Source organism: Burkholderia crassaminum, assembly GCF_964265005.1.
Taxonomy (GTDB): domain Bacteria; phylum Pseudomonadota; class Gammaproteobacteria; order Burkholderiales; family Burkholderiaceae; genus Burkholderia.
In genome coordinates this window covers 2,030,888-2,054,952 of sequence record NZ_OZ183799.1, presented here as the reverse complement: position 1 = coordinate 2,054,952, position 24,065 = coordinate 2,030,888, and the positions used below count along the sequence as shown (strand labels likewise).

Here is a 24,065-nt window from a genome sequence, read left to right as displayed (position 1 = left end):
CGGCGACGCGACACGAATCTAGCACGGGACTCCCGGCGGATCATGAAGATTTCGGAACGGCGGCCGCGTCGTGATCCGGGCGCCGGCTCGTTGCCCGCGCCCGGTCGTGTGCCGGCTCACGCGCCGAACGCCGCCTTGGCCAGCAGGCCGAGCGCGACGCACACGAGCACGGCTGCGAACCCGGCCTGCACATGCCGCGCGGCGAGGTGGCGCGACGCGCCGCGACCGGCGGCCATGCCCAGCGCGGTCGCGACGGTGAACCACAGCGTGACGTCGAGCGGTGCACGCGTGCCCGACACGAGCGTCGCGAACACGCCGCCGGTGCCGACGAGCGCGATCACCATCAGCGACGTCGCGACGACGCCATGCATCGACACGTTCGTGAACTTGCGCAGCATCGGCACGATCACGAAGCCGCCGCCGACGCCGAGCAGCCCCGTCATCAGGCCCGTCATCGCGCCGGTCGACGCCAGCGCGACGCCGACCGGCCAGGACCACACGAGCCGGCCCGTATCGGGATTCACGCGGCCGACGCACAGCGGCGACGCGTCGGCGTCGACCGGCGCGTGCCGCAACGCCTGCCGCAACAGGCGGCCGGCGACGACCAGCATCGTCAGCGCGAACAGAGCGAGCAGCAGGCGCTGGGGCAGGAGATGCGCGAGCCGCACGCCGAGCGTGGTCAGCGGCACGCCGGCCACGGCCATCAGCAGTGCCGCGCGATAGCGCACGAGCCCGCGGCGGAAACCTTCGAGCGCGCCGAGTGCGGCGCTGCCGGCCACCGCGACGAGCGCGACGGGCGTGGCCTGCTGCATCGGCCAGCTCATCCCGACGACGAGCGCGGGCACCGCGAGGATGCCGCCGCCGGCGCCGGTCAGGCCGAGCACGGCGCCGACGAAGCCGCCCAGTACGAGAGAAATCAGCATGACGTCATTGCGCTCCGGTCAACGTGCGACGGCGGGTTTCGCGAGCCATTCGCGGCCCTTGAGCATCGCCTTCCAGTAGAGCGGCGGCAGCACGCGTTCCTTGAGCAGCCACGCGAGCCGCGACGGGCGCTTGCCGTCGAGCAGCCACGCGGGGAAGGTCGGCGCGACCTTGCCGCCGTACAGGAATTCGGCGAGCACGATCTTGCCGCGCTCGACGGTGAGCGGGCACGAGCCGTAGCCGTCGTACGCGGCGTCGCCGTGTGCGCGGCCGAGCGACGCGAGCAGGTTGTGCGCGACAACGGGCGCCTGCTTGCGGGCGGCCGCGGCAGTTTTCGCATTGGTCGTGTTGGTGGCGTCGCCGAGCGCATAGATGTCCGGAAACTGCCGGTGCCGCAGCGTCGCCGGATCGACGTCGATCCAGCCGGCCGCATCGGCGAGCGGGCTCGAACGCACGAAATCGGGCGCCTTCTGCGGCGGCACGACGTGGATCATGTCGAACGCACGCACGACGGTTTCCTTGCCGCCGTCGGGCAGCGCGCGTGCGAAGGTCGCGCGGCGCGCGGGCCCGTCGATCGAGACGAGGTTGTGACCGAACGACAACGCGATGTCGTAGCTTTTCACGTACTCCATCAGCGCAGGGACGTAGTCGGCGACGCCGAACAGCGCGCCGCCCGCATTCAGGAACTCGACGTTCGCGGCCTCGAGGCGCCCCGCGCGCCGCCAGTGGTCGCACGACAGGTACATCGCTTTCTGCGGTGCACCTGCGCACTTGATCGGCATCGGCGGCTGCGTGAAGAGTGCGTTGCCGCCGCGGAACGCGCGCACGAGCTCCCACGTGTACGGCGCGAGGTCGTAACGGTAGTTGGACGTGACGCCGTTGCGGCCGAGCGTGTCGGCGAGGCCCTCGATCGCGTGCCAGTCGAGCTTGAGCCCCGGGCACACGACGAGCTTGCGATAACCGATGCGGCGGCAGCCGTCGAGCACGACCGTGTGCGCGTCGGGCTCGAAGCCCGCGACGGCGGCCTGGATCCGGTGCACGCCGCGCGGCAGCACGTCGGTCATCCGGCGCGCGGTGGTCTCGGGCCGGAACACGCCCGCGCCGACCATCGTCCAGCCCGGCTGGTAGTAGTGGACGTCGGCCGGATCGATTACCGCGATGTCGAGCGACGCGTCGCGCGCGAGCAGGCTCGACGCGACCGCGATGCCGGCCGCGCCCGCGCCGACGATCACGATGTCGTGCCGTGCGTCGACAGCCGGTGCTGCTTGCTTGCCGCCTTGCACGACCCGCGAGGCGAGCGCGCGCAGGTCGTAGCCGGCCGCGGCGGCCGTCGCGACGATGTCGTTCAGCGGGCGCAGGCCGGCTTGCGACAACGCCCACAGCGTGGCCGAACGCGTGCCGCTGCGGCAGTACGCGAGCACCGCGCCGTCGAGCGACGCGACGAGCGCACCGAACTGCGCGGCCTGGTCGTCGGTCACCTTGCCGGTATCGACCGGCAGGTAATGCACGTCGATGCCGAGCGGCGCGGCGGCCGCGCGGATTTCGGTGACGGTCGGCTGGTCGGGGCCTTCGCCGTCGGGGCGGTTGCAGATGATCGCGCGGATGCCGGCCGCGTGAAGCGCGGGCAGGTCGGCCGCCGCGATCTGCGGCGAGACCGACAGCGCGTCGGTCAGCTTGCGGATGGAGGTCATGTCGGGGGTCTCGGTTGGGGCGCCGACGCTCAGATCGCGTCGAGCGGGATCTTCAGGTAGCGCACGCCGTTGTTTTCGGGCTCGGGCAGGTGGCCGGCGCGCATGTTGACCTGCACGGACGGCAGCATCAGCACGGGCATCGCGAGCGTGGCGTCGCGCGCGGTGCGCATCGCGACGAAATCGTCCTCGGTCACGCCGTCCTTCACGTGCACGTTCGCGCGGCGCTGCTCGGCCACGGTCGTCACGAACTGCACGTCGCGGCCGCCGGGCTGGTAGTCGTGGCACAGGTACAGGCGCGTGTCGGGCGGCAGGCCGAGCACGCGCTCGATCGAGCGGTACAGCGTGCGCGCGTCGCCGCCCGGGAAATCGCAGCGGGCCGTGCCGTAGTCGGGCATGAACAGCGTGTCGCCGACGAATGCCGCGCGCTGTGTCGCGTCGTCGACGCAATAGGTCATGCACGCGGGCGTGTGGCCCGGCGTATGCAGCGCGCGGATCGTCAGCGCGCCGAGCGCGAGCGTGTCGCCGTCGTCGAGCAGCCGGTCGAACTGGCGGCCGTCCTGCGCGAAACCGGGGCCCGCGTTGAACAGCGTGCCGAACACGTGCTGCACGCGGCGCACGTGCGAGCCGATCGCGATCCGGCCGCCGACGTGTTCCTTCAGGTACGGCGCGGCCGACAGGTGGTCGGCGTGCACGTGGGTTTCCAGCAGCCAGTGCACGTCCGCGCCGAGTTCGGCGACGCGGGCGATCAGCCGGTCGGCGCTGGCCGTGTGCGTGCGGCCGGATTTCGGGTCGTAGTCGAGCACGCTGTCGATCAGCGCGCACGCGCGGCTCGTGGTATCGAGCAGGAGATAGCTGACGGTGTGGGTCGCCGGGTCGAAAAAGCCTTCGACCGACAGCGTGGTGGCATGGCTCACGGGGTGTCCTCGATCGGGTTCTGCATCTGCAATCGGGATCTGTAACTCAAGAAGCGTGCCAGCGTGCAGCGCGGCGCCGGCCGATCTGCCAGGGACTTGATTCGGCTCGGGTTTTCGGTGCGGCCGCAGCGAAACGCGGGCGTCGCCGGCATCCGGTTGCCGCTGCGGACTGCCACATCTGGCAGTGTCGTGGCAGAATTGGCAGTCAGCTTGGCAGTGCGCCTTGCAGTTCGTCAGCCATCCCCTTCACCGAGCGTCCGCATGAATCCGCACGACACCATCCCGATCGTCCCCGCGCCGCGTCGCGACGTCATGCCCGACGTGCGCGCGCTCGTCGCGTATCTCGAGCAGGACCCGCAGCCGATGATCGTCGTCGATCCCGACTACCGCATCCTCGCGGCGAACGATGCGTACCGGCGCCAGTTCGGCGTCGCGGGCGTCGAGCACGTGGGCCGGCACTGTTTCCAGGTCTCGCATCACTACGACGTGCCGTGCGACCAGGCCGGCGAGCATTGCCCGATGAAGCAGGCGCTCGAATCGCGCGGGCTGAACCGCGTGCTGCACATCCATCACACGCCGCGCGGCCCCGAGCATGTCGACGTCGAATTGCGGCCGATCTTCGATGCGCACGGCAACGTGATTGCGTATGTCGAGCGGCTGACGACGGTGCGCAGCGCGTCCGCGCAGCCGAGTGCGGAAGGGCTCGTCGGCGGCGCCGACGCGTTCAATGCGGCGCTCGGCGCACTGCAGCGCGTCGCGCCGTCGATGCTGCCGGTGCTGCTGCTCGGCGAATCGGGCACCGGCAAGGAACTGTTCGCCCGCGCGCTGCACGAAGCGAGCGATCGGGCGATGGGGCCGTTCGTCGTCGTCGATTGCTCGGGGATCGCCGAGTCGCTGTTCGAGAGCGAGCTGTTCGGTTACGAGAAGGGCGCGTTCACGGGCGCGAACCAGCGCAAGCCGGGCCTCGTCGAGACCGCGCAGGGCGGCACGCTGTTTCTCGACGAGATCGGCGACGTGCCGCTGCCGATGCAGGTGAAGCTGCTGCGGCTGATCGAGTCGGGCACGTTCCGCCGCGTCGGCGGCGTCGAGGCGCTGCGCGCGGATTTCCGGCTGGTCGCGGCGACGCACAAGCCGCTGCGCGAGATGATCGACGACGGCCGGTTCCGGCAGGATCTCTACTACCGGATCAACGCGTTTCCGATTCCGTTGCCGGCGTTGCGCGACCGGCGCGGGGACGTCGCGCTGCTGGCCGAATCGATCCTGCGGCGGATCGCGAACGCGCGTGCCAGCGCGGGCGACGCGGGCGCACGGCCATTCGCGGCCCGGCTGTTCGTGCTGACCGAACGCGCGCGCGCGTGTCTCGATGCGTATGCGTGGCCGGGCAATATCCGCGAGCTGCGCAACGTGCTCGAACGCGCGTGCCTGTTCGCGGACGACGGGACGATCCGGGTCGAGCATCTGCCGGCCGAGCTGGTCGCCGCATCGGTGGCGCCGCAGGATCGTACGGCCGATGCGCGCGGCGTGTCGGACGCGGAGCTCGTGCGCATCGCGCGCACGTTCGACGGCACGCGCAAGGCGCTCGCCGAGCAGGTCGGGATGAGCGAGCGGACGTTGTACCGGCGGATGAAGGCGCTCGGGCTCGGGGTGCGCGAGCGCTGAACGGGCGTGCGGCGCGCGGCTGGCAGCGGCGCGCGGCTTTGTCGATAATGGCGCGTTCGATCCTGCCTCCACCTCGCCGATGAAACGACGCTTCCTTTCGCCTTGCCTGTTTCTTGCCACCACTGCGCTGTGCAACCTCGCGCAGGCCGCCACCGAATACACCTGGACCGATGCGGCCGGCGCGCATGCAGTGACGCTCGCACGCACCGCGTCCGGCGACGACCTCGAGCTCAAGGTTGCCGCGACGCTCGACGGCCGGCCTGACTGGACCGTGCGCGACTACGTGAAGGCATGCCCGGTCGACGCGATTCTCGATGTCGTGCCCGCGTCGATCGAAATGCGCGACCTGCTCGGCAACGGCCGCAAGCAGTTCCTGTTTGCGTACAAGATCGGCTGCCGCGGCGACGTCAGCGCCGACCAGGTCAAGTACTTCCTGATCGACCAGGGCACGAAGTACGTGCTGCGCGGCGAGGAAACCGTCACGGTCAACGGCAAGTTCATGGACGGCGGCGCGGCGCCCGTGCCGAATGCAGACCTGAAAGCCCAACCCGCGTTTCTGCGCTACATGACCAAGCATTGGCACGGGATCAGCGCGCAAGACTATCGATAGGCGCGCGCCCGGCGACACGCGATGGTGCGCGCGACACGCGCCTGTCGAGGCGGGTTGAGCATGCCATGCGATAAGAAATCATGAAGATACGACAATTAATTATCGTTTTACGATAATTATCGGCGTACAATCGACGCACGTTCATTTCCCGTCGAGGACTTCGCATGCATTCCGATCGCATTGCCCGTATCAGCCAGCAGATGGCCACCGTCACGCTGTGGTTCATCGTCGGCATGCTGGTGCTCAACGCCGCATGCTGGGCATTTCCGTCACTGAACGCGGCCTCCGGGCCCGGCCTCGTATTCGGCCTCACCGATTCGGTGATCTCGAACCTGCGCGTGGATGTCGCCGCATTCCCGTGGTGGCAGAAGGCGGTCGGCATCCTGCTGTCGAGCGTGCCGCTGATCGCGCTCGCGAACGGCCTGCGTCATCTGCGTGCGCTGTTTCGCACCTACGCGCGGCGCGACTATTTCTCCGCGCAAGCGGCCGGCCATCTCGGCAAGACGGGCCGTGCGATCGGCATGTGGGTGGTGCTGAGCCTGCTGTGCGAACCGCTCCTGAGCGTGTGGGCGACGCTGCGCGAACCGGTCGGCCATCGCGTGGTCAGCATCGGTTTCAGCCTGCCGTACGTGGTCGCGCTGTTCACCGCGGCCTGCATCGCGGTCATCGCGCACATCCTCCGGCAGGCGAGCGAACTCGATGCCGAACATCGGCAGTTCGTCTGAGGCGCGCCATGTCGATCGTGGTCAAGCTCGATGTGATGCTCGCGACGCGCAAGGTCCGCTCGAAGGATCTCGCGGCGGCGGTCGGCATCACCGAACAGAATCTGTCGCTGCTCAAGCAGGGGAAGGTCAAGGGCATCCGTTTCGCGACGCTCGAGGCGATCTGCCGCTATCTCGACTGCCAGCCCGGCGACCTGCTCGCGTTCAGCGATGACGGTGTCGGCGAGCCGGACTGACACATCGCCACCGCGACGTGTCGAGGCGGCGGGGCGGCGCCGGTCGCGCATCGTCGCGCTGGCCGTCGCCGCGTCCGTATCGCTTCACCTGCTCGGATGGTTCGTGCTGCAACGGGCGTCGACGGTGGCCGGCCCGAAAGCCGGGGCGCGGCCCCGGGTCGCGCTGCGCGTCGAGCTGATTCCCGCGCGGCCGGTGCCCGTGGCCAGCGCGCATGGCGCCGGGCGAATCGGGCCAGCCGCGGGTGGGCGTGGTGCCGAGGGGGCCGAGCCGTCGACGAAACGATCCGCCGCGGTTGCAGCGTCGCGCATGACGACGCGGTCGTCTTCGGATGCAGCAGGCGTTTCGCATCCGCAAGGTGAAACACCTGCCGCCGCAATCGCGGGCCGACGTGAACTCCGTCCCGAGACCGCACCAGGCCCCGATCTCGACTGGCGCCGCGACCTGGACGCGATCGGTTCGCGGCCTGCGGCGGCGCGCAGCCCGGCGCAGGCCGCGGTCGGGGCATTGGGCGCGTCCTCCGGCGGCATGGCCGCGCGTCGTGACACCGTCGATGCGAGGCTGGCCGACGGCGTGTCGGAGGCCCGTCGCACCGACTGCCGGCAAGCGTATTCGCGTGCGGGCCTGCTGGCATTGCCGATGCTCGCACTGGATGCGGTGCGCGACACGGGCTGCAAATGGTGAAACGGGCGGCACGCGGGAAACCTGCGTGCCGCCCGCACCTTCATGCGCTCAACGCACTCTGCGCGTTCAACGCGCAGGCGCAAGCTGCGCCATCGCCTCCCGCACGAAACCGATCAGCGTGTCGTCGACCCACGTATCCCGCGTCAGTGCAGGCTCGTTCATCATCGCCTCGCGGAATTTCGCATGCGTGGCCGGATCGGTGCCGGCATAGCTGCAGAACAGCTCGAGCCAGCGCTGCGCGAGCGCGCGGCCTTCCGGCGAAGCAGGTCGGGTGCCCGCATCGATCGCGTCGCGCACGTCGCCCATCAGTTGCGGCCACTCCATCGCGTGTTCGCCGTAGTGCGCCCGCATGAAACGAATCTCGTCCGGCGCGAGATACTTCTCGAAGATCCGCATCTTGGTTTCCGACGACGCGCGCAGCACATAGTCGCGCAGCGCGGTCGAAATGCCGATCTTCGACTGCATCGCCGGTTCGTGCTGGTGCATCAGGTTCAGCTTCGCCAGCAGCCGCGGGTCGTTGTTCGTGTCGCGCACGAGCATCATCATCCAGCGACCGGCGAGCGCACGGGTGCGTTCGTCCTCGGCGGGTACGCCCGCGTCGTGCAGCGCGCGAACTTCGTCGATGAGCGCAATCCATTCGGCGTCGCCCGCCTGGCTCTTCTGGTACATCGGCAGGCGCGCGAGTTCTTCCTCGGAAAAATATTTGTCGTACACGGTCATCAACTCCAGTGTGGTGAGCCAATCGGCCAGCTCCGGCTCCGTGCCTGCGGCGAGCTGCGCGTGCAGGCTCACGAGCCGCTCGCGCAGCTGCGCGGTTTGCGCGAGCTGACGGTCGAGCAGCGCGATCTGCTTCGCGACGAGATCGACGAGCGGGGTGTCGGGCTGGTTCAGGTGGTCGCCGATTTCGGTGAGCGACAGGCCGAAGCGACGCAACGCCTGGATCTGGTGGAGCCGGGCGATGTCGTGGCGGTCGTACAGCCGGTAGCCGTTGTCGGCGCGCGCCGAAGGCGTCAGCAGACCGATCGCGTGATAGTGATGAAGCGTGCGGACGGTCAGCCCGCTGCGTTTCGCCAGTTCTCCCACTTTCAGTCGCATTCGTTCCTCCGTTCGGTACGCACACTGGAGTCTCGAACGTTACGCTACGTGAGGGTCAAGCGGAAGATCGGGAGACGGGTGCGCGGGGGATTCCGCGCGCACCCGATGGCCGGGCCGGCTTATTGCGGCGAAGGCGGGGTGTGGGCGATGTCGGCGGTATCGGCGGTGGCGGCGCGTGCTTGCTGGCCGGTTGCGCCGTCGCTGCCTGCGTTGCCGGGCTTGCCGGCCTTATCGGCCTTGTCGACCGGCGGCGTGCCCATCGCCTGGTAAAGCCGAGCGGTATCCGCGAACCGTGCGCCGGTCGCGCGGATCTCGTCGAGCCGGGCATTGCGATACTGCAGCTCGCTGGCGCGCGCGGCCGACGGCGGCAGCGCGCCGAGCCGCACGCGGGCCGCCGCGTCGTCGTATGCGCCACGCGCGGAAAGCGCGGCGCGGGACGATGCGTCGAGTGCTTCCGCATCGTGTTCGAGCGCCGCGAGCGAATCCGCGACGTTCTGGAACGCGCCGAGCACGGCCTGCTTGTACTGGTCGACGGCGGCCTCGTAAGTCGCCTTCGCCGCGCGGCGCTGCGCGAGCAGCGCGCCGCCGTGGAAGATCGGCTGGCTCAGCGACGCGCCGACGTTCCAGATCGCGCCGGCGCCCGACAACATCGTCGGCCAGCTGAAGCCGCCTTTGCCCATCGCGGCCGACAGCGACAGCTGCGGGAACATCTGCGCGGTCGCGAGGCCCACCTCGGCTGCGGCCGCCTTCAGCCCCGCGTCGGCCGCCTGGATGTCCGGGCGGCTTTGCAGCAGGTCCGACGGCACGACGACGGGCACCTGCTCGGGCAGGTGCAGATCGGCGAGCGTGAGATCGGCCGGCGGCCGGTCGGGCGTGCGGCCGACCAGCACGGCAAGCGCATGGCGTGCCGAGTCGCGCTGCTGGCGCAGCGCGGGCAGGCTTGCCGCGAACGTGTCGGCGCTTTGCCGCGCGTTCAGCGCGTCGCTGCGCGAGGCCGATCCGAGCGCGTAGCGGCGTTCGGCATCGTGGGCCTGATCGTTGGCGAGCGCGACGAGCCGCTCGGTCGTGTTGATCTGGGCATTCAGCACCGACACCGTGATCGACGCGGTGACGATGTTCGCGGCCAGCGCGCGCCGTGCGGATTCGAGCTGGAACGCGCTGACGTCGACGCGTCGGGCCAGCGCGCGGTTCGCGAAGCGCGACGCGCCGAACAGGTCGATCGTGTAGCTCGCCTGCAGCTGGCCGACGAACGTGTCGTACAGCAGCGTCGGCGCGCCGAGCGCGGGAATCGGTACGCCGAGCGCACGCTGGCGCGTGGCCTGGCCGCCCGCGTCGATCGACGGCAGCATCGAGCTGCCGATCTGCCCGCGCAACTGTTCGCGCGCGGCATCGAGCGAATGCGATGCCGCGCCGAGTGTCGGGCTGTTGCGCAGCCCTTCGTCGACGAGCGCGTTCAGCGCATCGGAGCGGTACTGCTTCCACCAGTCGGGCACCGGCTGCGCGCCGACCTCGAACTGCTGCGCGACGCCCTGCGCGGATACGGTCTGCTGGACTTGCGGCGTGGTGCCGTAGTGCGCGGGCGACGGCATCGCGGGCGGCTCACCGCTCGGCGCGAACCAGGAACAGCCCGCGAGCGGGCCGGCGAGGCTCGCCACGGCGAGTGCCCGCACGGCTTGTGTTTTCAGGTTCATCGATCGATCCATGGTCAGGCCCCCGACGGCGCGGCAGGCGTGCCGCCAGGCGGCGGGCCGTTCTGCGGGTCGCGTTCGTCGCGCTTCACGCGGAACCACGTCGCATACAGCGCGGGCAGGTAGAACAGCGTCAGCACGGTCGCGCTCGTGATGCCGCCCATCAGCGCGGTCGCCATCGGCCCGAAGAAGTTCGAGCGCAACAGCGGGATCAGCGCGAGCACGGCGGCCGCGGCCGTCAGCGTGATCGGGCGGAAACGCCGCACGGTCGCGCCGATGATCGCGTCGACGCGCCCGTGGCCGACCGCGATGTCCTGCTCGATCTGGTCGACGAGGATCACCGAGTTGCGCATGATGATCCCGAACATCGCGATCACGCCGAGCATCGCGACGAAGCCGAACGGCTGGCCGAACAGCAGCAGCGTGGCGACCACGCCGATCAGCCCGAGCGGTGCGGTCAGCACGACCATCAGCACGCGCGAGAAGCTCTGCAACTGGATCATCAGCAGCGTGAACACGGCGATCGCCATCAGCGGCATCTGCGCGTTGATCGAGTTCTGCGCCTTCGCGCTTTCCTCGACCGAGCCGCCGATGTTGATCTGATAACCGACCGGCAACTGCGCGCGCAATGCGTTCAGCTTCGCGTCGACCGCATGCGTGACGTCGATGCCCTGCGAACCGGCGCGCACGTCCGACTGCACGGTGATGGTCGGCTGGCGATCGCGCTCCCACACGACGCCGTATTCGAGCGTCGGCTTGAAGCGGCCGAGCGAGCCGAGCGGCACCGGGCCGTTCGGGGTCGGCAGCGCGAGGCCGGCGAGCTTCGCGGGGTCGACGCGATCGGCCTTCGGCGCGCGCAGGTCGACCGCGATCAGCTTGTCGCGCTCGCGGTACTGCGTGACGGTCGTGCCGGACAGCGTCATCGCGAGGAAGCTCGACACGTCCTGCGACGTGACGTTCAGCTCGCGCGCCTTCTTCTGGTCGATCTCGAAGCGCACCGAGCGCTCGGCCGGCTCGTCCCAGTCGAACTGCACGTTGACCGTGCGCGCGTCGCCGCGCATCGTCGCCGCGACCTTCTCGGCGATCGAGCGAACCGTCGCGATGCTGTCGCCGCTCACGCGGAACTGCACCGGGTAGCCGACCGGCGGGCCGTTCTCGAGCCGCGACAGGCGCCAGCGCACGGCCGGGAACTGGTCGCGCAACGTGGTTTCGAGCCAGGTCGCGAGCTTCTCGCGATCCTTCACCGACTTCGCGGTGATCACGAACTGCGCGAAGTTCGGCAACTGCAACTGCTGGTCGAGCGGCAGGTAGAAGCGCGGCGCACCGCTGCCGACGAAGTTCACCGAATGGTCGATCTCGGGGCGCTTGTCGATTACCTTCTCGAGGCGCTCGGTCTCGCGCAGCGTCGCCGCGAACGACGCGCCTTCGGGCAGCCGCAGGTCGACCAGCAGCTCGGGGCGATCGGAGCTCGGGAAAAACTGCTGCGGCACCAGCGAGAAGCCCATCAGCGACACGACGAACAGGGCGCCCGTGATCAGCAGCACGACGAAGCGCCGCTCGATGCACCAGTCGATCCAGCCGCGCAGCCGCCGGTAGAAACGCGTGTCGTAGATGTCGTGCTCGTGATCGTCGGGCAGGTGTGCCTCGTGTGCTTGCCGCTTGCGCTCGGGCAGCATGTGGTAGCCGAGCAGCGGGATCAGCACGACGGCCGCGAACCACGATGCGATCAGCGCGATCGCCGACACCTCGAAGATCGAGCGCGTGTATTCGCCGGTGCTCGATTTCGCGAGCGCGATCGGCAGGAAGCCCGACACGGTGACGAGCGTGCCGGTCAGCATCGGGAACGCGGTGCTCGTATAGGCGAACGCGGCGGCGCGTGCGCGGGTGTAGCCCTGTTCGAGCTTCACGGCCATCATCTCGACCGCGATGATCGCGTCGTCGACGAGCAGCCCGAGCGCCAGCACGAGCGTGCCGAGCGACACCTTGTGCAGCCCGATGTCGAACATGTACATGAAGAGGGCCGTGACCGCGAGCACGACCGGAATCGAGATCACGACGACCATCCCGGTGCGCAGGCCGAGCGACACGAGGCTCACGACCAGCACGATCGCGACTGCTTCGGCGACGGCTTCGAGGAAGTCGTCGACCGAGTGCGCGACCGCGTGCGGCATGCTCGACACCTCGACCAGTTTGAGGCCGGCCGGCAGTTGCGCCTGCAGGTCCTTCGATTCGGCGTCGAGCGCCTTGCCGAGCCGGATCACGTCGCCGCCCGGCTGCATCGTCACGCCGATGCCGAGCACGGCCTTACCGTTCGAGCGCATCTGCGTGACGACCGGATCGTCGTAGCCGCGCTTGACGGTCGCGAGATCGCCGAGCCGGAACGTGCGGCCGTTGATGCGGATCAGCGTATCGGCGATCGCGTCGACGTTGTCGAACTGGCCGCTCGGGCGCACGAACACGCGATCGTCGGCGGTCGTCAGCACGCCGGCCGACGAGATGTCGTTCTGCGCGTTGATCGCCTGCCCGAGCTGCTGCGGCGAGATGCCGAGGCGCGTGAGCTGCGCGTTGTTCACCTCGATGAAGATCCGCTGGTCGGGGTCGCCGAAATAGTCGACCTTGCCGACGCCCGGCACGCGCAGCAGCACGGTGCGCAATTGATCGGCGTAGTCGTGCAGTTGGGCGGGCGTGAAGCCGTCGCCTTCGAGCGTCCAGATGTTGGTGTAGACGTCGCCGAACTCGTCGTTGAAGAACGGGCCCTGCACGCCGGGCGGCAGCGTATAGCCGATGTCGCCGACCTTCTTGCGGATCTGGTACCAGGTCTCGGGCACGTCCTTCACGGGCGCCGAATCCTTCATCGTGAAGAAGATCAGCGATTCGCCGGGGCGCGAATAGCTGCGCAGGAAGTCGATGGCCGGCGTTTCCTGCAGCTTGCGGCCGATCCGGTCGGTCACCTGTTCCTGCACCTGCCGCGCGCTCGCGCCGGGCCAGAACGTGCGGATCACCATCACGCGGAACGTGAACGGCGGGTCTTCGGACTGCGCGAGCCGCGTGTACGCGAGGATGCCCGCGAGCGTCGCGAGCGCGATCAGGTAGACGACCAGCGCCTGGTGGCGCAGCGCCCACGCGGAGAGATTGAAGCGGCCTTCTTCGTACGAAACGCTCACGATGCGAAGTCCTCCGGATGCAGCGGCGCGATCGCGCGTACCTTCTCGCCCGCGCTGACCGTGTGCACGCCCTGCAGCACGACGCGCTCGCCGGGCTGCAGCCCGTGCGACACCGTCACCGTGCGCTCGTTGAAGCGCGCGACGTCGACGCGGCGCAGCTCGAGCGTGTCGTCCTTCGCGCGCACGACCCATACGGCCGGCTGCGCGCCGTCATGGAACAGCGCGGTCGCGGGCAGCGTGATCGACGGTGCGTCGCCGGCGGCCGGTGCGCCGTCGAACGCGACGCTGGCCGTCATCCCGAGCCGGATCGCCGGATCGGGCGCGGCGAGCGTGAGCTTGACGCGATACGTGCGGCTTTGCGGATCGGCGGCCGGCGCGATTTCGCGCACCTTCGCGGCGAACTGGCGGCCCGGCAGCGACGGCAGCGTGACGGCGGCCGCGTGGCCGGGCGCGAGCGAGGCAAGCGCGGCCTCGGGCACGTCGCTGACGACGTCGACGTCGCCGGACCACGCGAGCTGGTAGACGGCCTGGCCGGCCGACACGTTCTGGCCGGTGTCGGCCTGTTCGGCGGTGATGTAGCCCGCATGATCGGCGACGAGCGTCGCGTAGCGGAGCTGGTTCTTCGCGAGTGCGAGCTGCTGCTGCGCCTGGTCGCGCTGCGCGAGCGCCGACGTGTAGCTGTTCTCGGTCTGCTCGAGCTGGGCGGTCGCGATCAGGTTTTCGCGCGCCTGGGCGCGATCGCGGTCGAGCTGCTGCTTCGCGAACGCGAGGCTGTGCGTCGCGGCATCGAGTTGCGCCTGCGCGCTCGCGGCGTTCTTCTCGACGTCGGACGGATCGAGCAGCGCGACGACCTGGCCGACCTTGACGGTATCGCCGAGGCGCACCTTGCGCTCGATGATCTTGCCGGCGATGCGGAACGACAGCGGGGTGGCATAGCGCGGCTGGATCTCGCCGGGGAGCGTGCGGGCGACCGCGGCGTCGTCGGCATGGGCGGGCAGTGCGACGACGGGGCGCGGGGCGGGCGGCGCGGATTCTTTCGGATGACAGGCGGCGAGGACGAGCGCGGCGCCGATCAGCAGCGCGGCGCGGGAACCGGAGCGATTCACGAAACCCCCAGATGAAGTGAGAGCGAGAACGGAACGAAGCCGGCAAGCGCGGCGGGCGCTTGCCCCGAGCGGCGCCGGCACGGGCGCGCGGACACCATCTTTCAGAAACTGTGGCGAATTCTAATACACACCTGTATCTGAGTGCAAAGATGAATCTGAAAGGCAATTGGTGCTAGACTGCGCGCCATGAAACCACAGCGCTTAACACGCGAGCAGAGCAGGGATCAGACGCGCGAACGTCTGCTGGTTGCTGCGCACCGCATTTTTCTGAAGAAAGGGTACGTCGCCGCAAGCGTCGAGGACATTGCGGCGGCGGCAGGCTATACACGCGGCGCGTTCTATTCGAATTTCCACAGCAAGTCCGACCTGCTCCTCGAGTTGCTGGAGCGCGATCACGCCGAGGTGCAGGCTGACTTCCAGGCGATCTTCGACGGGGGCGGATCGCGCGAGCAGATGGAGTCGATGGCGCTCGCGTATTACCGGACGCTGTTTCAGGACGACGAATATTCGCTGCTGTGGGGCGAGGCGAAACTGCAGGCCGCGCGCGACGCGAAATTCCGCGTGCGCTTCAACCAGTTCCTGCATGGCAAGCGCATGCAGATGGCCGAGTTCATCCGGCGCTTCGCCGAGCGCGCGGGCACGCCGCTGCTGCTGCCGGCGGAGACGCTTGCGTTCGGGCTGATGTGCCTGTGCGACGGCGTGCAGTCGTACTACACGGCCGATCCGCAGCACGTGTCGGCCGATGTGGCCGAGTCGGTACTCGCGGGATTCTTCGCGCGCGTCGTGCTCGGGCGTGCGCCGGACTGACGCGGCAGCGGGTTCGTCGTGCCGCGTGCGATGCGCGGCAGAGGCGGGGTGCGATGAAGCATGCGGCGCGCGCGCCTCATGGCGTCGTGCGAATCAGCGCTCGCCGGTCATCCGGCGGTACGCATCGAGCAGCGACGTCTTGTAGACGACCCCGGCGAGCGTTGGCTCGGCTTCGCTTTCGATCACCGGCAGGCGTTCGCCCTGGAACGCCATGAAGCGTTCGAGCGCGGTGGCGAGCGGCATGTCGGGCGTCAGGAGCGGAAACGGCGTGTGCGCGTAATGCGCGGCCGTCTTGTCGGTCGTGTCGCGCTTGTCCAGCAGGTCGGACGTGATGTCCTTCAGCGCGACCGCGCCGCGAAAGCGCCCGGCGTCGTCGGTCACGTACAGATACTTCACCGGATATTCGAGAAACACGCGCGTCATGTCGGCGACGCTCGCCGTGAGCGGCACGACCGTCTGCGCGGGCTGGATCAGCTCGCGCATCTGCGTGGTGCGCAGCCGCAGCTTCTCCTGCGCGTCCTGGTAATGGTGCTGCGTGATCTCGTACATCGACGTCGTGCCCGTCGCGCGCGCGACGAAATACGCGAATACGCACGACACCAGGAGCGGCAGCACGACCTGGTAGCTCAGCGTCATCTCGAAGATCATCAGGATCGCCATCAGCGGCGCCTGCGTGGCGCCCGCCATGAACGCGCCCATGCCGACGATGGCGTAGGCGAAGTACGCCGACGTATGGCCCGGCCACAGCGCTTCCATCGCGAGCCCGAACAATGAGCCGAACACCGCGCCGACGAACAGCGTCGGCGTGAACACACCGCCGATCGCACCCGAGCCGACCGTGGCGGAGGTGGCGATCACCTTGAACACGAGCACCGCGACCAGCGCTTGCCAGGTCCACGGCGAATGCAGGATCTGGTTCACGACGCTGTAGCCGTTGCCCCATACGTCCGGCGTCCACACCGAGATCACGCCGACGACGAGGCCGCCGAGCGCGAGCCGCACCGGTAGCGGCAGCGGCAGCCGCTTGAACTGGTTCTTCGACGCGTCGAGCAGGTGCAGGAACTGCGGCGCGAGCACGCCGCACAACGCGCCGAGCACGACGAACAGCAGGACCTCGGGGCCCGTGACGGCCGGAAACACCGGCATCTCGTACGGCGGCCGGTAGCCGGCGAATTCGCGCATCACGATGTTCGCGACGACCGATGCGACGACCATCGGCCCGAAGCTCTCCATCGCGATCGTGCCGAGCACGATTTCCGACACGAAGAACGCGCCGGCGATCGGCGCGTTGTACGCGGACGTGATGCCGGCCGCCGCCCCGCAGGCGACCAGCAGGCGCAGGCGCGGCGGGTCGAAGTGCACGAAGCGGCCGACGAGCGACGCGGCGAGCGCCGCGAGCTGCACCATCGGGCCCTCGCGGCCGATCGAGCCGCCGCTGCCGATCGTCAGCAGCGACGACACGCTGCGCCACAGGCTCTGCCGCACGGGGACGACGCCGTTACCGAGCGCGACCGATTCCATGTAGTCGGTCTTGCCGGCCTGCTTGTCGCCGCGCGTCGCGAGCAGCAGCACGCAGCCGGCGAGGAAGCCGCCCGCGGCCGGCATCCAGAACCGCACGTACCACGGCAGGCGCTTCGCCATCTGCACGAAGCTGCCGCTTTGCCCGGAGATCAGGTGCTGCATCAGGTCGATGCCTTCGCGGAACGCCATCGTGGCAAAGGCGCCGCCGACGCCGACGATGGCCGACCAGATCAGCATCGTATGGGCGTCCGACAGGCGGAACAGCTTTTGGGCGCGAGTGCGCAGCTTCAGCAGGAACGAGAGCACGGCTGAAAGAGGGCGATGGAAAACGACGCGAAGCATAGCACTGCGCCGCGCCCGCGGGACCATCCCGTCGGGCGCGGCGCGCGAAGTGTCACGGGCGGGCAACTCAGCCAAGCCAGTGCTGCACGGCCCAGGTGATCCCGTAGCCGCCGACGATCAGCCATACGTACAGGATCAGGCCGGTCATCAGTGCCCGGGGGCCGGCCGCGCGGATCTGCGCGACGCGGGTTTCGATGCCGAGCGCGGTCATCGCCATCGTCAGTGCGAAGGTGTCGAGCACGTTCAGCGTGTGGGTGACCTGGCCCGGCAGCACGTTCAGCGAATTGACGATCACGAAACCGAGGAAACCGAGTGCGAACCAGGGCACGGCCACCTTGCGCTTGCCTTGCGCGCCGCCGGCCGTCGCACGTGCCGAGCGGGCGAGCCACCAGCCGAGCACCAGCAGCACCGGCACCAGCAGCATCACGCGCGTCATCTTCACGATCGTCGCGATGTGCGCGACCTGCGGGCTGATGTCGCTGGCCGCGCCGACCACCTGCGCGACCTCGTGGATCGTGCCGCCGAAGAACAGGCCGAGGCCGGCCGGATCGAGGTTCAGCAGCCCGGCGTGATACGCGATCGGGTACAGGAACATCGATAGCGTGCCGAACAGCACGACGCTGCCCACGGCCATCGCGCTCTGGTGCGGCTTCGACTGCAGCGTCGACTCGAACGCGAGCACGGCGGCCGCGCCGCAGATCGCGCTGCCGGCAGCGGTCAGCAGGGCGGAATCGCGGTCGAGCTTCATGATCTTCATGCCGGCCCAGGTGCCGATCACGAGCGTGCTGACGACGACCAGTACCGACACCGTCAGGCCCGGCAGCCCGACCTGCGCGATTTCCTGCAGGCTCACGCGCAACCCGAAGAACGCGACCGCGATGCGCAGCAGCTTGCGCGCGGAGAAATTGACGCCGGCCGCCCAGCTGGCCGGCATGCCGTCGCGCAGCGCGTTGCCGTACAGCGCACCGGCGACGATGCCGACGATCAGCGGCGACAGGCCGAGCCCCGCGATCGCGGGAAGTTGGGACAGGCTCGTGACGGCGGCGGCGAACAGCGCGACGAACAGCACGCCGTTCAACTGGCCGCGCATCGACGGCGCGGCGGGGCTGAGATGGGGAGTCGGGGCAGTGGACATGGAAGCACCGTGTTGGAGCGTGTTGCGATGCTGTAATCCTAATTTCGTTATATCGATATGAAAAATTGTGATTTGTGACATAAACTATCCGGAAAGCCGATAATTTATCCCCATGACCCCGGATCAACTGATAACGTTCGCCGCCGTCGCCGAACACCTGAACATCAGCCACGCCGCCGTGGCGCTGCATCTGTCGCAGCCGGCCGTGTCGGGCCAGCTGCGGCTGCTGCAGGACGAATTCGGCGAGCCGCTGTACCAGCGCGAAGGTCGCGGCATCCGCCTGACCCCGGTCGGCGAACAGCTCGCGCAGTACGCGAAGGCGCAGCGCGACACGTTCGCGCAGGCGCGCGCGTTTCGCGACGCGGTACGCGGCCTCGAGGCCGGCACGCTGCGCATCGGCGCGAGCACAACGCCCGCGAGCTACCTGTTGCCGTACCTGATCGCGGCGTTCCAGCCGCGCGCACCGCGCGTGGCGATCCACACGATGAGCGGCAACACGGCCGACGTGGTCGCGGCGCTGCCGTCGCTCGATATCGCGATGATCGAAGGGCCGCCCGGCGAGGCATTGCCGCCGGGCACCGCGGTGCACGCGTGGCGCGAGGACGAGATCGTGGCGATCGTGCCGACCGGGCATCCGCTGGCCGCGCCCGAATACGCGCCGGGGGTCACGCTCGCCGCGCTGGCGGCGCATCCGCTGGTATTGCGCGAGGCGGGCTCCGCCGTGCGGCAACTCGTCGAGCGCGCGTTCGCGCATGGCGCGGCGCCGATGCGTGTCGCATTCGAGATCGCGGGTGTCGAGGCCGTGAAGGAGGCCGTGCGTGCCGGGATGGGCGTCGGGTTCGTGTCCGCCATGTCGCTGCGTCACGACGATGCCGCGCTCGTCCTGCGCTCGCTCGCGCCCGCGCCGCTCACGCGTCACTTCTCCATCCTCGTGCCACACGGCGGCGCGCCGTCGCGGGTCGCCGCGCAATTCCTCGAAATGAGCCTCGCGCACGACATCGCCTGAACATCGCGTGAACGGCCGACCCCGGACCGGGCACGCGCGATGCGTGCCGTCAGGCGCGCGTTCGCGCCGTGCACCGTCTTAGGGATTTCCTCTATGGCGTGGGTCCGAAGCGAAGCGCACCATCCGTCTCAAGCAAATGGAACCGGTTCCATTCCGGGGAAAGAGGGCAAAATGACAGACATCGTGATCGTGGCGAGCGCATTCGGGATGGACCGCGTGCGTCAGGAGGGCCACAGCGCATTCGTCGCGACCGCGGCGGCATCCGGTGCGACCGGTTTCGAGGTGCGGCGCGAGCTGTTCGCGTCGGAAGCGGATGCGGCGCCCGGCGCGCTGGCCGCGCTCGGTGCGCAACTGACCGGCCAGGGGCTGTGGTCGGTCTATTCGACGCCGGCCAACCTGTACACGGAAACGGGCGCGCTCGACGCGGATGCATTGCGCGGCGCGCTCGCGGAAGCCGACGCGCTCGGCGCGCGCTTCGTGAAATTCCAGCTCGGCGGTTTCGCCGGCGACGCACACGCGGCCGACATCGTCGCGCTGTCGCGCGGCGCACGGGCCCGCGTGGTGGTCGAGAACGGCCAGCTTCCGGTCGGCGGCGCGCTCGCGCAGTTCCGCGGGCTGTTCGAGGCACTGGCCGCGGCGGGCCTGCCCGATGCGCTCGGGATGACGTTCGACATCGGCAACTGGCAGTGGCCGGGCGAAGCGCCGCTTGATTGCGCGCAAGTGCTCGCGCCGCATGTGGAATACATTCACTGCAAGGCTGTCGAGGGCGAGGGCGCGCGCCGTTTCGCCGCCGCGCCGGCGCCGAATGACCCGCTCGTGACCGGCGTGCTCGCGGCGCTGCCGCAGCAGGCGCCGCGTGGCATCGAGTTTCCGTTCGATGCGGCCGACCTGGCGGGCGACGCGTGCCGGCGTGTCGCGTGGCTCGCAACCGCGTGACGGCGGAAGGATCCTGGAGAGTTCATTCATGAAAGCAGCACTCGATGTCGTGACCTACGGCGAAGCGATGGCGATGTTTGTCGCGACCGAGCCCGGCCATCTCGCGCACGCGACGCAATTCTCGAAGCGGATCGCGGGCGCCGACCTGAACGTCGCGATCGGCCTGTCGCGGCTCGGCTTCCGGGTCGGCTGGATGAGCCGCGTCGGCCGCGATTCGTTCGGCGGCTACGTGCTCGACACGCTGGCGCGCGAGGGCATCGACGCGTCGTGCGTGACGGTCGATCCGCGTTACCCGACCGGCTTTCAGCTCAAGTCGCGCAACGACGACGGCAGCGACCCGACCGTCGAGTATTTTCGCAAGGGCTCGGCCGCGAGCCACCTGTCGTGCGACGACTACGTGGCCGACTACGTGCTCGGCGCGTGCCACCTGCACCTGACGGGCGTCGCACCGGCGATCTCCGCGACGTCGTGCGAGCTCGCGTTCAAGCTGGCGCGCGAAATGCGCGCGGCCGGCAAGACGATCTCGTTCGACCCGAACCTGCGCCCGACGCTGTGGCCGTCCGCCGACGTGATGACGAAGACGCTGAATGCGCTCGCGTCGCTTGCCGACTGGGTACTGCCGGGCATCGCCGAAGGGCGGCAACTGACCGGACACGACACGCCGGCCGACATCGCGGGCTTCTATCTCGCGCAAGGCGCGCGCGGCGTCGTGATCAAGCTGGGTGCGCAAGGCGCGTACTACCGGACGGCTGACGGCCGCGACGGAACGGTGGTGGGCGAGCGCGTGCAGAACGTCGTCGATACGGTGGGCGCCGGCGACGGCTTCGCGGTCGGCGTGGTCAGCGCGCTGCTGGAGGGGAAGACGATCGAGCAGGCCGTGGCGCGTGGCAACCGGATCGGCGCGCTCGCGATCCAGGTGATCGGCGACTCGGAAGGGCTGCCGACCCGTGCCGCGCTCGATCGGTTCGAAAATGTCAGCAATCGCGCCGATCGCTTAGAGGAAACCTTCACCGCGCAATGAGAGGCCGGACACGGCACAATCCGCGGACTCATTTCGTCGTACAAGCATGGGATCTGAGTAGGTGCTGAAGGGCAAACTCGGGTCGACCGCGAAGCATGGGGCTGGAGTAAGCGCTGAAGCGCTAACTCGGGCCGACCGCGAAGCATGGGGCTGGAGTAAGCGCTAAAGCACTAGCTCGGATCGACCGCGAAGCATGGGGCTTGAGTAAGCGCTAAAGCGCTAACTCCAGCCGACCGCGAAGCATGGGACCCGAGTAAGTGCTGAAGCACTAACTCGGGTCGACCGCGAAGCATGGGGCCTGAGTAAGCGCTAAAGCGCTAACTCAGGCCGACATAGGAGACATTCTGATGGCCAATACTCTCGCTGCCCGCCGCTGGTGGACGATCATGCCGATCGTCTTCATCACGTACAGCCTCGCCTACCTCGACCGCGCGAACTACGGGTTCGCCGCCGCGGCCGGCATCAACCAGGACCTCGGGATCAGCAAGGGTCTCTCGTCGCTGATCGGCGCGCTGTTCTTCCTCGGCTACTTCTTCTTCCAGATCCCCGGCGCGATCTATGCGGAACGCCGCAGCGTGAAGAAGCTCGTGTTCGTCAGCCTCATCCTGTGGGGCGCCTGCGCGGCGCTCACGGGCGTGGTCAGCAACATCCCGTCGCTGATGGCGATCCGCTTCCTGCTCGGCGTCGTCGAGGCGGCCGTGATGCCGGCGATGCTGATCTACATCAGCAACTGGTTCACGAAGAACGAGCGCTCGCGCGCGAACACGTTCCTGATTCTCGGCAACCCGGTCACCGTGCTGTGGATGTCGATCGTCTCGGGCTATCTCGTGCACGAATTCGGCTGGCGCCACATGTTCATCGCCGAAGGCGTGCCGGCCGTGCTCTGGGCCGTGTGCTGGTGGTTCCTCGTGCAGGACAAGCCGGCCGATTCGCCGTGGCTCAACGCGCAGGAAAAACGCGACCTCGACGCCGCGCTCGTAGCCGAGCAGGCAGCAATCAAGCCCGTGCGCAACTATGGCGAGGCGTTCCGCTCGCCGGCCGTGATCAAGCTGTGCGCACAGTATTTCTGCTGGAGCATCGGCGTGTACGGCTTCGTGCTGTGGTTGCCGTCGATCGTCAAGAACGGTTCCGATCTCGGGATGGTCGCGACCGGCTGGCTGTCCGCACTGCCGTATCTCGCGGCGACGATCGCGATGATCGCGGCGTCGTGGGCGTCCGACAAGGTCGGCTCGCGCCGCGGCTTCGTGTGGCCGTTCCTGCTGATCGGCGCGGCCGCGTTCGCCGCATCGTATGCACTCGGCTCGTCGCATTTCTGGATCTCGTATACGCTGCTGGTCGTGGCCGGCGCCGCGATGTACGCGCCGTACGGCCCGTTCTTCGCGATCGTGCCGGAACTGTTGCCGAAGAACGTCGCCGGCGGCGCGATGGCGCTGATCAACAGCATGGGGGCGCTCGGCTCGTTCGTCGGCTCGTACTTCGTCGGCTACCTGAACGGTGCGACCGGCTCGCCCGTCGCGTCGTACGCATTCATGAGCGCCGCGCTCGTCGCTGCGGTGATCCTCACGCTGTCCGTCAAACCCCACGCGCCCGATGCGCATTCGCTCGCGGCGCCGCTGCAAGGAAAATGAATCAGATGAAGCCCCGTATCGTCGCGTACAAGCCGCTGCCCGATGACGTCCTCGCGTACCTGCGCGAACATGCGGACGTCGTGCAGGCCGACGGTGTCGCAGCCCTCGCCGATGCGCTCGGCGACGCGGACGGCGCGATCGGCGCGAGCCTGAAGGTCACGCCGGACATGCTCGACCGCGCACCGCGGCTGAAGGCGTGGTCGACGATTTCGGTCGGCTACGACAACTTCGACGTCGCGGATCTCACACGGCGCGGGATCGTGCTCGCGCATACGCCGGACGTGCTGACCGAGTCGACCGCCGATACGGTGTTCTCGCTGATCCTCGCGTCCGCGCGACGCGTGGTCGAGCTGGCCGAGTGGGTGAAGGCGGGCCACTGGCATCACAGCATCGGCCCCGACCTGTACGGCACCGACGTGCAGGGCAAGACGCTCGGCATCGTCGGGCTCGGGCGGATCGGCGGCGCGGTCGCACGCCGCGCGGCTCTCGGTTTCCGGATGCAGGTGCTGTACGCGAACCGGTCCGCGCATGCGGAAGCGGAGACGCAGTACGGTGCGCGGCGCGTGAGCCTCGACGAACTGCTCGCGCAATCGGACTTCGTGTGCCTGCAAGTGCCGCTGTCGCCGGAAACGCACCACCTGATCGGCGCGGCCGAGTTCGCGAAGATGAAGCGCAGCGCGATCCTGATCAATGCGTCGCGTGGGCCGGTGGTCGACGAAGCCGCGCTGATCGATGCGCTGCGTGCGGGCACGATCCGTGGCGCGGGGCTCGACGTGTTCGAGAAGGAGCCGCTGGCGGCGGATTCGCCACTGCTGCAGATGAAGCATGTCGTCGCGCTGCCGCATATCGGCTCGGCGACGCACGAGACGCGCCATGCGATGGCGCGCTGCGCCGCGGAAAACCTGGTCGGCGCGCTGGCCGGCACGCTGCGCACGAATCTCGTCAATCCGGATGCGCTCGCGCGCGCCTGAGCCGCGGCGGGTAATGGGCCGGCCAGCAGTCGATGTCCGGCCGGCGGGGGGGCCGGCTTCGTTAGAGTCGATGATCTTGGTGCCGGAGGGCTGGCTGCGTTATGATCCCCGCGCGTCGTATCGATGCGTCCGGCCACGATGCCGGCGGCGTCCCGCGACGGGTATCCACGCCAGGTCCGATGCTGTCGACTGCTTTTGCGCGTGACCGGG

20 protein-coding genes are annotated in these 24,065 nt (G+C 68.8%); 11 read left to right on the top strand and 9 right to left on the bottom strand.

The features are described from left to right. Nucleotides 1-116: 116 nt before the first annotated feature. Genes ACPTTF_RS09450 through ACPTTF_RS09440 form a run of 3 tightly spaced genes read right to left on the bottom strand, consistent with a single transcriptional unit; the run spans nucleotide 117 to nucleotide 3,526 of the window. On the bottom strand, nucleotides 117-923 hold the full coding sequence (locus ACPTTF_RS09450; RefSeq protein ID WP_423371018.1) for a sulfite exporter TauE/SafE family protein: 807 nt from the start codon (nucleotides 921-923) through the stop codon (nucleotides 117-119). An 18-nt stretch (nucleotides 924-941) separates the two neighbouring features. Beyond that, nucleotides 942-2,612, bottom strand: coding sequence for a TIGR01244 family sulfur transferase (locus ACPTTF_RS09445; RefSeq protein WP_423371017.1), 1,671 nt, complete (start codon nucleotides 2,610-2,612; stop codon nucleotides 942-944). A gap of 29 nt (nucleotides 2,613-2,641) precedes the next feature. Continuing rightward, nucleotides 2,642-3,526 (bottom strand): MBL fold metallo-hydrolase, encoded by an 885-nt coding sequence (locus tag ACPTTF_RS09440; protein WP_423371016.1) that lies wholly within the window; start codon nucleotides 3,524-3,526, stop codon nucleotides 2,642-2,644. 261 nt (nucleotides 3,527-3,787) lie between these two features. Here ACPTTF_RS09440 and ACPTTF_RS09435 point away from each other — a divergent pair, with 261 nt between their 5' ends. The 5 genes from ACPTTF_RS09435 to ACPTTF_RS09415 all read left to right on the top strand — a co-directional run bounded on the left by ACPTTF_RS09435 (nucleotide 3,788) and on the right by ACPTTF_RS09415 (nucleotide 7,435). After that, the gene (locus ACPTTF_RS09435) at nucleotides 3,788-5,185 is read left to right on the top strand and encodes a sigma-54 interaction domain-containing protein (protein ID WP_423371015.1); all 1,398 of its coding nucleotides are present in this window, start codon (nucleotides 3,788-3,790) and stop codon (nucleotides 5,183-5,185) included. A gap of 79 nt (nucleotides 5,186-5,264) precedes the next feature. Next, on the top strand, nucleotides 5,265-5,795 hold the full coding sequence (locus ACPTTF_RS09430) for a M949_RS01915 family surface polysaccharide biosynthesis protein (protein ID WP_423371014.1): 531 nt from the start codon (nucleotides 5,265-5,267) through the stop codon (nucleotides 5,793-5,795). Between the two features lie 164 nt (nucleotides 5,796-5,959). Then, on the top strand, nucleotides 5,960-6,520 hold the full coding sequence (locus tag ACPTTF_RS09425; protein ID WP_423371013.1) for a DUF2975 domain-containing protein: 561 nt from the start codon (nucleotides 5,960-5,962) through the stop codon (nucleotides 6,518-6,520). Nucleotides 6,521-6,528: 8 nt separating this feature from the next. Next, a complete protein-coding gene (locus ACPTTF_RS09420; RefSeq protein WP_027787308.1) occupies nucleotides 6,529-6,753 on the top strand; it encodes a helix-turn-helix domain-containing protein in 225 nt (74 codons plus the stop codon). Then, nucleotides 6,728-7,435, top strand: a complete 708-nt coding sequence (locus tag ACPTTF_RS09415; protein WP_423371012.1) for a hypothetical protein — start codon at nucleotides 6,728-6,730, stop codon at nucleotides 7,433-7,435. The genes ACPTTF_RS09420 and ACPTTF_RS09415 overlap by 26 nt, the downstream gene beginning before the upstream one ends. A gap of 66 nt (nucleotides 7,436-7,501) precedes the next feature. Here the strand turns inward: ACPTTF_RS09415 and ACPTTF_RS09410 are convergent, their stop codons facing one another. The 4 genes from ACPTTF_RS09410 to ACPTTF_RS09395 form a co-directional block, all read right to left on the bottom strand. Beyond that, complete coding sequence (locus ACPTTF_RS09410) at nucleotides 7,502-8,530, bottom strand: MerR family transcriptional regulator (RefSeq protein ID WP_423371011.1); 1,029 nt, start codon at nucleotides 8,528-8,530, stop codon at nucleotides 7,502-7,504. A gap of 119 nt (nucleotides 8,531-8,649) precedes the next feature. Next, nucleotides 8,650-10,233 (bottom strand): efflux transporter outer membrane subunit, encoded by a 1,584-nt coding sequence (locus ACPTTF_RS09405; RefSeq protein WP_423371010.1) that lies wholly within the window; start codon nucleotides 10,231-10,233, stop codon nucleotides 8,650-8,652. Nucleotides 10,234-10,235: 2 nt separating this feature from the next. Then, nucleotides 10,236-13,382 (bottom strand): efflux RND transporter permease subunit, encoded by a 3,147-nt coding sequence (locus ACPTTF_RS09400; protein ID WP_423371009.1) that lies wholly within the window; start codon nucleotides 13,380-13,382, stop codon nucleotides 10,236-10,238. Beyond that, a complete protein-coding gene (locus ACPTTF_RS09395; protein WP_423371008.1) occupies nucleotides 13,379-14,488 on the bottom strand; it encodes an efflux RND transporter periplasmic adaptor subunit in 1,110 nt (369 codons plus the stop codon). Before ACPTTF_RS09395 ends, ACPTTF_RS09400 begins: the two co-directional genes overlap by 4 nt. A 186-nt stretch (nucleotides 14,489-14,674) precedes the next feature. Between ACPTTF_RS09395 and ACPTTF_RS09390 the strand changes: the two genes are divergently transcribed. Continuing rightward, a complete protein-coding gene (locus tag ACPTTF_RS09390) occupies nucleotides 14,675-15,295 on the top strand; it encodes a TetR/AcrR family transcriptional regulator (protein ID WP_423371007.1) in 621 nt (206 codons plus the stop codon). A gap of 93 nt (nucleotides 15,296-15,388) precedes the next feature. Here the strand turns inward: ACPTTF_RS09390 and ACPTTF_RS09385 are convergent, their stop codons facing one another. Next, a complete protein-coding gene (locus tag ACPTTF_RS09385; protein ID WP_347814796.1) occupies nucleotides 15,389-17,122 on the bottom strand; it encodes a ClcB-like voltage-gated chloride channel protein in 1,734 nt (577 codons plus the stop codon). A gap of 103 nt (nucleotides 17,123-17,225) precedes the next feature. Further along, nucleotides 17,226-18,293: a YeiH family protein gene (locus ACPTTF_RS09380; protein ID WP_166964576.1), complete on the bottom strand. Its 1,068-nt coding sequence runs from the start codon at nucleotides 18,291-18,293 to the stop codon at nucleotides 17,226-17,228. A gap of 112 nt (nucleotides 18,294-18,405) precedes the next feature. On the opposite strand from ACPTTF_RS09380, the gene ACPTTF_RS09375 reads away from it, so the two are divergent. The 5 genes from ACPTTF_RS09375 (at nucleotide 18,406) to ACPTTF_RS09355 (ending at nucleotide 23,855) form a co-directional block, all read left to right on the top strand. After that, nucleotides 18,406-19,299, top strand: a complete 894-nt coding sequence (locus ACPTTF_RS09375) for a LysR family transcriptional regulator (protein ID WP_166964574.1) — start codon at nucleotides 18,406-18,408, stop codon at nucleotides 19,297-19,299. A 171-nt stretch (nucleotides 19,300-19,470) separates the two neighbouring features. Then, nucleotides 19,471-20,235 carry a sugar phosphate isomerase/epimerase gene (locus ACPTTF_RS09370; protein WP_423371006.1) on the top strand — a complete coding sequence of 255 codons (765 nt, stop codon included), beginning with the start codon at nucleotides 19,471-19,473 and terminating at the stop codon, nucleotides 20,233-20,235. Between the two features lie 28 nt (nucleotides 20,236-20,263). Continuing rightward, nucleotides 20,264-21,256 carry a sugar kinase gene (locus ACPTTF_RS09365; RefSeq protein WP_166964570.1) on the top strand — a complete coding sequence of 331 codons (993 nt, stop codon included), beginning with the start codon at nucleotides 20,264-20,266 and terminating at the stop codon, nucleotides 21,254-21,256. Between the two features lie 347 nt (nucleotides 21,257-21,603). After that, complete coding sequence (locus ACPTTF_RS09360; protein ID WP_423371005.1) at nucleotides 21,604-22,884, top strand: MFS transporter; 1,281 nt, start codon at nucleotides 21,604-21,606, stop codon at nucleotides 22,882-22,884. Between the two features lie 5 nt (nucleotides 22,885-22,889). Continuing rightward, a complete protein-coding gene (locus ACPTTF_RS09355; RefSeq protein WP_423371004.1) occupies nucleotides 22,890-23,855 on the top strand; it encodes an NAD(P)-dependent oxidoreductase in 966 nt (321 codons plus the stop codon). Nucleotides 23,856-24,065 lie beyond the last annotated feature (210 nt).